The sequence below is a fragment of the Paenibacillus profundus genome, from assembly GCF_021369635.1.
In the GTDB taxonomy this organism is placed as follows: Bacteria; Bacillota; Bacilli; order Paenibacillales; family Paenibacillaceae; genus Paenibacillus_B; species Paenibacillus_B profundus.
This window is the reverse complement of sequence record NZ_JAJNBZ010000041.1, coordinates 40,662-49,285: the sequence shown is the minus strand read 5'-3', so window position 1 is coordinate 49,285 and position 8,624 is coordinate 40,662. Positions and strand designations below refer to the sequence as shown.

General features: G+C 51.4%; 6 protein-coding genes. 4 read left to right on the top strand and 2 right to left on the bottom strand.

Going from position 1 to position 8,624, the window contains the following annotated elements; genetic code table 11:
• Positions 1 to 433: 433 nt before the first annotated feature.
• Positions 434 to 1,870, bottom strand: a complete 1,437-nt coding sequence (pdxR, locus tag LQV63_RS27820) for a MocR-like pyridoxine biosynthesis transcription factor PdxR (protein WP_233699145.1) — start codon at positions 1,868 to 1,870, stop codon at positions 434 to 436.
• Between the two features lie 417 nt (positions 1,871 to 2,287).
• On the opposite strand from pdxR, the gene LQV63_RS27815 reads away from it, so the two are divergent.
• Genes LQV63_RS27815 through cydC form a run of 4 tightly spaced genes read left to right on the top strand, consistent with a single transcriptional unit; the run spans position 2,288 to position 8,178 of the window.
• Positions 2,288 to 3,691, top strand: coding sequence for a cytochrome ubiquinol oxidase subunit I (locus LQV63_RS27815; RefSeq protein ID WP_233699144.1), 1,404 nt, complete (start codon positions 2,288 to 2,290; stop codon positions 3,689 to 3,691).
• Positions 3,675 to 4,691, top strand: a complete 1,017-nt coding sequence (gene cydB, locus LQV63_RS27810; protein ID WP_233699143.1) for a cytochrome d ubiquinol oxidase subunit II — start codon at positions 3,675 to 3,677, stop codon at positions 4,689 to 4,691. Before LQV63_RS27815 ends, cydB begins: the two co-directional genes overlap by 17 nt.
• Positions 4,691 to 6,418 carry a thiol reductant ABC exporter subunit CydD gene (cydD, locus tag LQV63_RS27805; protein WP_233699142.1) on the top strand — a complete coding sequence of 576 codons (1,728 nt, stop codon included), beginning with the start codon at positions 4,691 to 4,693 and terminating at the stop codon, positions 6,416 to 6,418. The genes cydB and cydD overlap by 1 nt, the downstream gene beginning before the upstream one ends.
• The gene (gene cydC, locus LQV63_RS27800; protein ID WP_233699141.1) at positions 6,415 to 8,178 is read left to right on the top strand and encodes a thiol reductant ABC exporter subunit CydC; all 1,764 of its coding nucleotides are present in this window, start codon (positions 6,415 to 6,417) and stop codon (positions 8,176 to 8,178) included. The genes cydD and cydC overlap by 4 nt, the downstream gene beginning before the upstream one ends.
• Positions 8,179 to 8,276: 98 nt before the next feature.
• On the opposite strand, the gene LQV63_RS27795 is transcribed toward cydC, so the two are convergent.
• The gene (locus tag LQV63_RS27795) at positions 8,277 to 8,471 is read right to left on the bottom strand and encodes a helix-turn-helix transcriptional regulator (RefSeq protein ID WP_019423340.1); all 195 of its coding nucleotides are present in this window, start codon (positions 8,469 to 8,471) and stop codon (positions 8,277 to 8,279) included.
• Positions 8,472 to 8,624 lie beyond the last annotated feature (153 nt).

Below are 8,624 nucleotides of genomic sequence, written 5' to 3'. Positions count from 1 at the left end.
TCCACAAAAAGGAAAATAGATACACTTTAGCATGAATTGAATAGACACTCTCTAATGTACAGTGGAATGTACAGATTGAGCGGCCAAGTGGCATGTTGACTTTATTTAGTGCAGTGGATTTGGTTGTTTTTCATCGACTGCGGCGAAACGAGTCCAAAACATTGGATGAATTCCAATGAAACCTGCTGCAAAGGGATTTGTAAGATGTTTCTACTGCATAAAATCCAATGAAAAATGAGACGCGGAGGATACGAAGCAGCCTTTCGTCCTGCTTTTTCTTTAAATATGAGGTGAGGGGCCAAGAGGGAGCGATTCCATGCCAGAATGATCGCTGCAAAGGAATTCATCGTCCCGGCGTGCTTGTGGATGCTTGATGAGGCAGCGTACAAAAAAAGCCTATGGAGTCGTATGAACCCATAGGCTTCCAAGCTACTCATTTAACTACAGCGCGCAACGCTTGCGCGAATTTGGATATGCCCGGGCCGATCTCATCAGGCTGCGGCCGCGCATATGTAAAGCGAACATAGCCCGATTCCGAACCGTACACGCTTCCCGGAACAAAGACGACTCCCCGCTTCATGCCTTCCTCCAGCAGTCTGCCATCGTCGACGGGCCGCTTTATTTTGCACCACAGATGCAGCCCGCCTTGCGGCAGCGTATAGGATACCTCACCAGGCAGCTCGCGCTGCAAGGCATCAATGAGCAGATTCCGCTTATGCGACAGTTCCTGCCGCAGCCGTTGCAAATGCCGGTCAAAATGGTCCGAGGACAGTAATTGCGCAGCAATGCGCTGCGGCAGCACGCTAAGTCCGAAATCCATCTGCTGTCTCTCGTCCGTAAGCCGGTTCACAACCGATTGCGGGGCGACCATCCAACCGATACGCAAGCCCGACGCCACTGTTTTGGAGAGCGAACCGATGTAGAGCACGGTGCTGTTGACATCAATCGATTTGAGCGATGGCGGCGGATTGCCCGCGAATGAAGTCAAGCTGAACGGATCATCCTCCACTACGGGAATTCCCAAATGTCCGCACACATCGAGCAGCCTCTCCCGGCGTGACGGATCAAGCACGCGGCCAGTGGGATTATGGTAATTCGGATTCACAAAGATCATACGTATGTTATGTTCCCGGTACAACGATAGAATTCCCTCGGGACAGACACCCTTTTCGTCAACAGGCAGACGGAACAAGCGAAGGCCTGCCGAATGAAACATAGGCAATGAATAGTAATAGGACGGATCTTCGATCGCCACAGCATCGCCCGGACTTAATAACCGCTGGGTAATCAAATACAGTGACTGATGAGATCCCGAGGTGATAAGGATCGAGGATTCCGTTGCCCGGATGCCGCGATACTGCTGCAAATAAGAGACCAGCGCTTGCCGCAGCGGAACATAGCCTTGCGGATTGTCATAGCCCAAATCCTCATGTAATGAATGCTCGCTCAAGAGCAGCCGAATGGCTTCATTTGGAGATAAGTCGGGAGACAGCTCGCCGCTTGCGAAGTCGATGAGCAGACGTCCCGTATCGAGTTCTTCCCGGATGGTCCGCAAGAAGGATTGGTTCGGCTGCACGACGGTGCCGCCTTCTAAATACTGAAGCCAATCCGGTGTTTGCTTGGGAGCCCCCCATTTATATTTGCTTACCCGCGTACCGCTTCCTACCATGCTTTCGATAATTCCCGATGCTCGCAATTCTTCATAGGCTTGAACGACGGTACTCCGATTTACGTTTATTTGTTCGGCGAATTTACGCTCCGAAGGGAGAATGCTGCCGGGCGGAAACTCCCCATAAAAAATTCTGCGCTCCATATATGCGGCAATCTGCTGATATAGCGCTTGTTTGCTAGAACGATCCGGTTGCCACATAGAAATCCACCTCTTATATTTACTTAGTCTGTGATTTTTATCACACGACTTAAGTATAACATCTCACTAAATTAGTCGGCGCAGGCCGATTTCATCGAAACCTTGTCAACTATGTGTCAGTGTGTTGAACATGGATGATTGACCTCTACATAAATGGATGGCGACATGGCATCCACTCTGCTCTATGATAATGCTGAAGCGATTCGCTGTGTAAAAATTCGGTTTAACGGCAGTGCCGAACCGAGCTGCGCCTAGGCAATGTAATGAAAAATGACGGTTAAGGTTACGTATAGTGACGTTCATATCATGTACAAGCGGCGCATCGTCATTCACACCATTACGTGAACCCATTCACATAATGAGGCGCCGAAGGGCCTTAAAAACACACAGAACAGCATTCAGCTAAAGGAGGCCATTATGGATCAGGTTATTCTCGCGCGCATTCAATTTGCGTCCACTACGCTATTCCATTACATCTTCGTTCCGATGACGATTGGGCTAGCGTTCTTAATCGCGATATTGGAGACGCTCTACGTTGTGAAAGGCAAAGAAATATATAAACAAACCGCTAAATTTTGGAGTAAATTGTTCCTGATCAATTTTGCAGTCGGTGTCGTAACCGGCATCTTGCAGGAGTTCCAGTTCGGCATGAACTGGTCGAACTATTCCCGCTTCGTCGGGGACGTATTCGGACCTTCGCTGGCGATTGAAGGCTTGCTTGCCTTTTTTATGGAGTCCACGTTCATTGGCTTGTGGGTGTTCGGCTGGGACCGCTTATCGAAGCGCGTTCACCTCGCATGCATTTGGCTTGTATCGATAGGTACCGTCTTGTCAGCCTTTTGGATACTGACGGCCAATTCCTTCATGCATGCGCCAGTCGGCTATGTATTCCAGAACGGAAGGGCGGAAATGAGCGATTTCTTTGCGATTATCACCAATCCGCAGCTGTGGCTGCAATTTCCGCACACCTTATTTGCCGCCTTCGCTACCGGTGCGTTCTTTATGGCTGGCGTCAGCGCATGGAAGCTGCTGAAGCGGCAAAATCTCGAAATGTTCAAAAAATCGTTCCATGTATCGATTATGGTCGCCATGATATCCGCTCTGCTCGTTGCGATTATCGGACATCAGCAAGGTCAGCACCTCCTTGCATCGCAGCCAATGAAGATGGCTGCGGCTGAAGCATTGTGGAACACGAGCGAGGATCCTGCGCCGTTCACCCTCTATGCCAATATCGATACGGTGAAAAAAGAAAATTCTTCCGAAATCAAAATTCCCTATATGCTGAGCATTTTATCGTTTAACAAGTTCAGCGGCAGTCTAGACGGCATGAACCAGATTCAGGTGCAGTACGAACAAAAATACGGGCCGGGTGACTACATTCCCTCGGTAAAAATGACCTTCTGGAGCTTCCGCACCATGGTTATAGCCGGCGGCCTCATGTGTTTGCTTGGCATCTACGGCATCGTGCTGGCCCGCACACGGAAGCTTGAACAACGGCCGTGGTTTTTGAAGCTGATGGTAGGCGCGATTGCATTCCCGTTTCTGGCCAATTCGGCGGGGTGGCTGATGGCCGAGATGGGACGCCAGCCTTGGGTCGTATTCGGAGTGATGCGGACCGAAGATGCCATTTCGCCTACGGTATCCGCAGGTGAGTTGCTCTTCTCGATTATTGCCTTTACGAGCATTTATGCGATTCTGGCCATTATCGATGCATGTCTGTTCGTGAAAGTGATTCGCAAAGACGCGGAGCAGGAAGAGGTTGAAGATTCCATTTCGCACGATCCGTTTGATAAGGAGGAAGCACATGCTCTCGCTAAATGAGTTATGGTTTATTCTCGTTTCTGTTCTATTTGTCGGTTTTTTCTTCCTTGAGGGCTTTGATTTCGGCGTAGGTATCGTATCGCGGTTTCTAGGCAAGAGCGACCAAGAGCGCCGTATCCTCATCAATACAATCGGCCCTTATTGGGATGCGAACGAAGTATGGCTCATTACGGCTGGCGGCGCCATGTTCGCCGCTTTTCCGGAATGGTACGCCACCTTATTCAGCGGCTTTTACATTCCGTTTGTCGTGCTGCTGCTAGCGCTTATCGCTCGCGGCGTTGCCTTTGAATTCAGAGGGAAGATGGATCACGGAATCTGGAAAAAGACATGGGATGCCGCCATTTTCATTGGAAGCCTGCTTCCGCCTTTCTTGTTCGGAGTCGTGTTCGCGAATCTCATCCGCGGCGTGCCGATTGACAGCCATAAGGAGATGATCGGCAGCGTATTCGACCTGCTGAACGGCTACGCTCTCGCCGGGGGAGTGGCCGTCGTTCTGCTATGCATCCTGCACGGCCTCGTGTTTATCACGCTGCGCACCAACGGCGTGCTGCGGGATCGGGCACGGAAGGCTGCCCGTGACATAGGTCCTGCCGTTGCGGCCGTCCTGCTCATATTTGCGGTAATGACCTATTTCAGCACCGACATTTACACCGTACATGGGGCGCAATGGATCGCATTGCCGGTTCTCGCAGGCGCAGCGCTTGTCCTGGCAGGCCTATTTATCAAGAAAAAACGCGACGGTTGGGCGTTTGCCATGACGGGCGCGGTCATCATCCTGTCCGTTGTCAGCATGTTCATCGGCTTGTTCCCGCGGGTGATGGTCAGCTCGATCAGTCCCGACTTTCACTTGACGATTTACAATGCAGCTTCCGGAGCGTATTCGTTAAAAGTGATGACGTATATTTCATTGACGATTCTTCCGTTCGTATTGGGCTATCAAATTTGGAGCTATTATGTGTTCCGCAAACGAATTGATGATAAAGAACATCTGGAGTATTGATGAAGAAAAGCAGAATGCCTCAATACAAAGGGATACAAGCGCTCTATGTGACGCTAAGCTGCATTTCATTATTGCAAAGTATATGTATTCTGTTCCAGGCAACCTTGTTGGCCCATATTATTTCTGATTTATTTCACGGGACGCCTGTGGAGGATTTGTATCTGGACCTTGCTTGCTTCTTGCTCGCCTTTCTCAGCCGAGGCGTGCTCACATGGGTGCGGCAAAAGGTGTCTTACCGTTTTGCAGAGAAGACTGGCGCCGAGACGAGAAGGCGGTTGCTGGATAAGCTGTTCGAGCTGGGTCCGAGCTTTGCCAGATCCGAAGGAACGGGCAAGCTGGTCACCTTGGCACTTGAAGGGATCGCTCAGCTGCGCATCTTTTTGGAGCTTTATCCGCCACGCATGGTGAGCACCGCTGTGTTGCCGCTCGTTATCGCTGGGTATGTTTTTTTCCAAGATGCCATCTCGGGCGTCATTCTGGTTGTGACCGTACCGATTATTATTATATTCATGATTCTGTTAGGCCTTGCCGCCCAGAAACAGATGGATAAGCAGTGGCACTCGTACCGTATATTATCGAATCATTTCGTGGACACGCTGCGCGGGCTGGAGACCCTGAAATTTCTGGGACACAGCCGACGGCATCAAGTCTCGATCGCCCGCGTCAGCGACCAGTACCGCTCGGCGACGGTCCGCACCCTGCGCGTAGCTTTTCTATCGAGCTTTGCGCTCGACTTTTTCACCAGCTTATCCGTCGCCTGTGTGGCGGTGGGACTCGGCTTGCGGCTCGTGGAAGGAAGCATGGCGTTAGCTCCGGCCCTGACTGTGCTTATCTTGGCGCCGGAGTACTTTCTGCCCGTACGTGAAGTCGGCTCGGATTACCATGCGACGCTGAACGGAAGGACTGCTGCGGACAACATTCAAGCGATACTGAATTACGATACGGTACAAGCAGCGGCTGAACTGGACCGTTCATCGTCCTGGGGACCGGATAGCAGCCTGTCTTTGCACGGTGTTGATGTTAGGCACCAGCAGGAAGCTGCCTATTCGCTGCATAATGTATCCTTTGAGATTAAAGGCACAATGAAGGTCGGAATCGTAGGCGAAAGCGGCGCCGGAAAATCCACCTTAATCGATGTGTTGGGAGGGTTTCTGCACCCATCCAATGGCCGAATTCATTGGAATGAGCCTGAACTCCAATCACTCGTGATGGAGCAATGGCATAAGCAGACGACCTACATTCCTCAACATCCGTATATTTTCAACGACACCTTGGCGGAAAACATCCGATTCTACGTGCCAGATGCCAGCATGGATGCGGTCACACGAGCTGCAGCTGCGGCAGGTCTTGCAGAGTTGGCAGCCTCACTGCCCCATCAGTATGAAGAAACAATAGGCAACGGGGGTCGCACCCTCAGCGGGGGGCAGGAACAGCGTGTGGCCCTTGCCCGCGCTTTCTTGAGCGACCGTCCTGTCGTCTTATTAGATGAACCTACGGCCCATCTGGATATCGAAACCGAATATGAGCTGAAGCAGACGATGCTCCGGTTATTTGAAGACAAGCTGGTCTTCCTGGCTACGCATCGGCTGCATTGGATGCTGCACATGGATCAAATTATCGTTCTCGATCAAGGACGGGTAGCCGAGATTGGCACCCATGAATCCCTTATCCGGCAGAAGGGCGTCTATTATGAACTGATTCGGTCGCAGAAGGAGGGGATACGATGAGAAAAGAGGGATGGCTTCGCCCTTATTTACGGCAGCATCGTTGGCGGTTAACGCTTGCCGCCGCGTTAGGCACCCTAGGCGTCTTATCCGCTGCGCTGCTTTTGTTCATCTCCGGTTATTTAATTTCAAAAGCGGCCCTGCGCCCCGAAAATATTTTGCTGCTCTTTGTTCCGATCGTAGCCGTACGTGCCATCAGCATCGGTCAAGCGGTCTTTCGTTACTTGGAGCGGCTTATCGGACATGATACCGTGCTGCGGATTCTCTCGGCCATGCGAGTGCGCCTATATCACATATTGGAGCCGCAAGCGCTGTTCATACGTTCGCGCTACCGGACAGGCGACATTCTCGGCGTGCTGTCCGACGATATCGAACATCTGCAGGACGTATACTTGCGCACGATATTTCCAAGCATCGTCTCTATGGTTATGTATGGCTTGTTCATTCTGACATTAGGCATGTTTCATTGGCAGTTCGCTATATTTATGGCGCTATACGCTGCGATGCTCCTGTTTGCGCTGCCCCTCGTCTCCCTGTCCGTGACTCGCAAGAAGCACGTTCGCTTAACTCGTGGACGCAACCGTCTATACCGCAAGCTGACCGACGCGGTGCTCGGTATTAACGATTGGCTAGTGAGCGGGAGAAAGACTGAATTTATCCAAGCGTATGAAACGAGCGAAAATGAGCTCACGCAGGTGGAACGACGTGTGCATGCCTGGGCGAGATGGCGAGAGTTGATCATTCAGTGCGTGACAGGCGCAGCCGTCGTATCGATGATCATATGGACCGGACACCAGTCGGCGGCGGAACACTTTTCCGTAACGGTCATTGCAGCGTTTGTGTTGTCTTCGCTAACTATCATGAACGCTTTCGCTCCAATGTCGGAGGCTGTAGAGAAAATACCGAAGTATCAAGACTCGCTGCGGCGCATTGCGGAAGTCGGGAACGATCCCGAATCGGAGAGCGGGCTTGCAGACATAACGGATCGGCAGACACAGAGCGTGGCGACAGCTTGGCGGCAGGTTCACCTGCGGCTCAATCATGTGTCCTTTCGTTATCCGGGTAGTGAGGACCGGATCTTGCAAGACATCTCGCTTGATATTCCCCCAGGGAAAAAAGTCGCTATAATCGGCCGCAGCGGCGCAGGAAAGTCGACTCTGCTGAAGTTGATCCAAGGAGCTATACAGCCTGAGCAGGGCACAATCACAGCGAACGGAACGGAGATTCATGAGCTGGAACATCACCTAACGCAGGTGGTCTCCGTGCTGAATCAGAATCCACACTTGTTCGACACGACGGTGGCCAACAATATCCGTCTGGGGCGTCCTGACGCCTCAGAGCAGCAGGTTCAGGCTGCGGCTGCACAGGCCCAGCTGCATCCATTAATCGACTCTCTGCCAGACGGCTACCATACACGGACCCATGAGATGGGACAACGCTTCTCCGGCGGGGAGCGCCAGCGCATAGCTCTCGCGCGCATCCTGCTGCAGGACAATCCGATCATCGTGCTGGATGAACCGACGGTCGGCTTGGATCCGCGGACGGAGAACGTGCTGTTATCGACCGTGTTTCAAGCCGTTCAAGGCAAAACGTTGCTATGGATTACACACCATTTAGCCGGTGTGGAGCAGATGGACGAAGTAATCTTCCTGGAAAACGGTGGAGTCGCTATGTCCGGTTCACATACGCAGCTGATGGAGCAAAGTGCGCGCTACCGCGAGCTGTATGCTCTTGATGCAGTCCCATCCTTATCGCAAGTATAGAGCTCACTTATTTACGGCGTGATCAGAACAGGCCATCCCTTCATAGGATGGCCTTAATTATATCTTCCGCTCCATGTTCAATTCATGAAACCCGCCGCTTATTCCTCCCAAAACAAATCATTCAACGTCTTCGACAGCGCCTTGCAAATCGCAACGCATAAGCTCAAGCTGGGATTATATTTGCCAAGCTCGATTAATCCTATAGTCTGTCTCGACACTCCCACAAGCTGGGCCAGTTCTTCCTGCGACAAGTCTTTTTCCACCCTAGCCAGCTTTAATCTTATATTTTTCATCCCCGAATCACCTCACCTGCCTCTATCCATTTCTCTTATTCATCTAAATCTTCTGCAGCTGCCGCTTTACTAGCCTTATTGGCCAATGCATGCCCAAGTGCCATGATGTCTTTTTGTCATATGCCCATATAGTTGGTTTAATAGTATTATTTT

Excerpts from the sequence above, each read along its gene's own strand:
- pdxR (WP_233699145.1), bottom strand. The coding sequence starts at position 1,870 with ATGTGGCAACCGGATCGTTCTAGCAAACAAGCGCTATATCAGCAGATT.
- LQV63_RS27815 (WP_233699144.1), top strand. The coding sequence starts at position 2,288 with ATGGATCAGGTTATTCTCGCGCGCATTCAATTTGCGTCCACTACGCTA.
- cydB (WP_233699143.1), top strand. The coding sequence starts at position 3,675 with ATGCTCTCGCTAAATGAGTTATGGTTTATTCTCGTTTCTGTTCTATTT.
- cydD (WP_233699142.1), top strand. The coding sequence starts at position 4,691 with ATGAAGAAAAGCAGAATGCCTCAATACAAAGGGATACAAGCGCTCTAT.
- cydC (WP_233699141.1), top strand. The coding sequence starts at position 6,415 with ATGAGAAAAGAGGGATGGCTTCGCCCTTATTTACGGCAGCATCGTTGG.
- LQV63_RS27795 (WP_019423340.1), bottom strand. The coding sequence starts at position 8,471 with ATGAAAAATATAAGATTAAAGCTGGCTAGGGTGGAAAAAGACTTGTCG.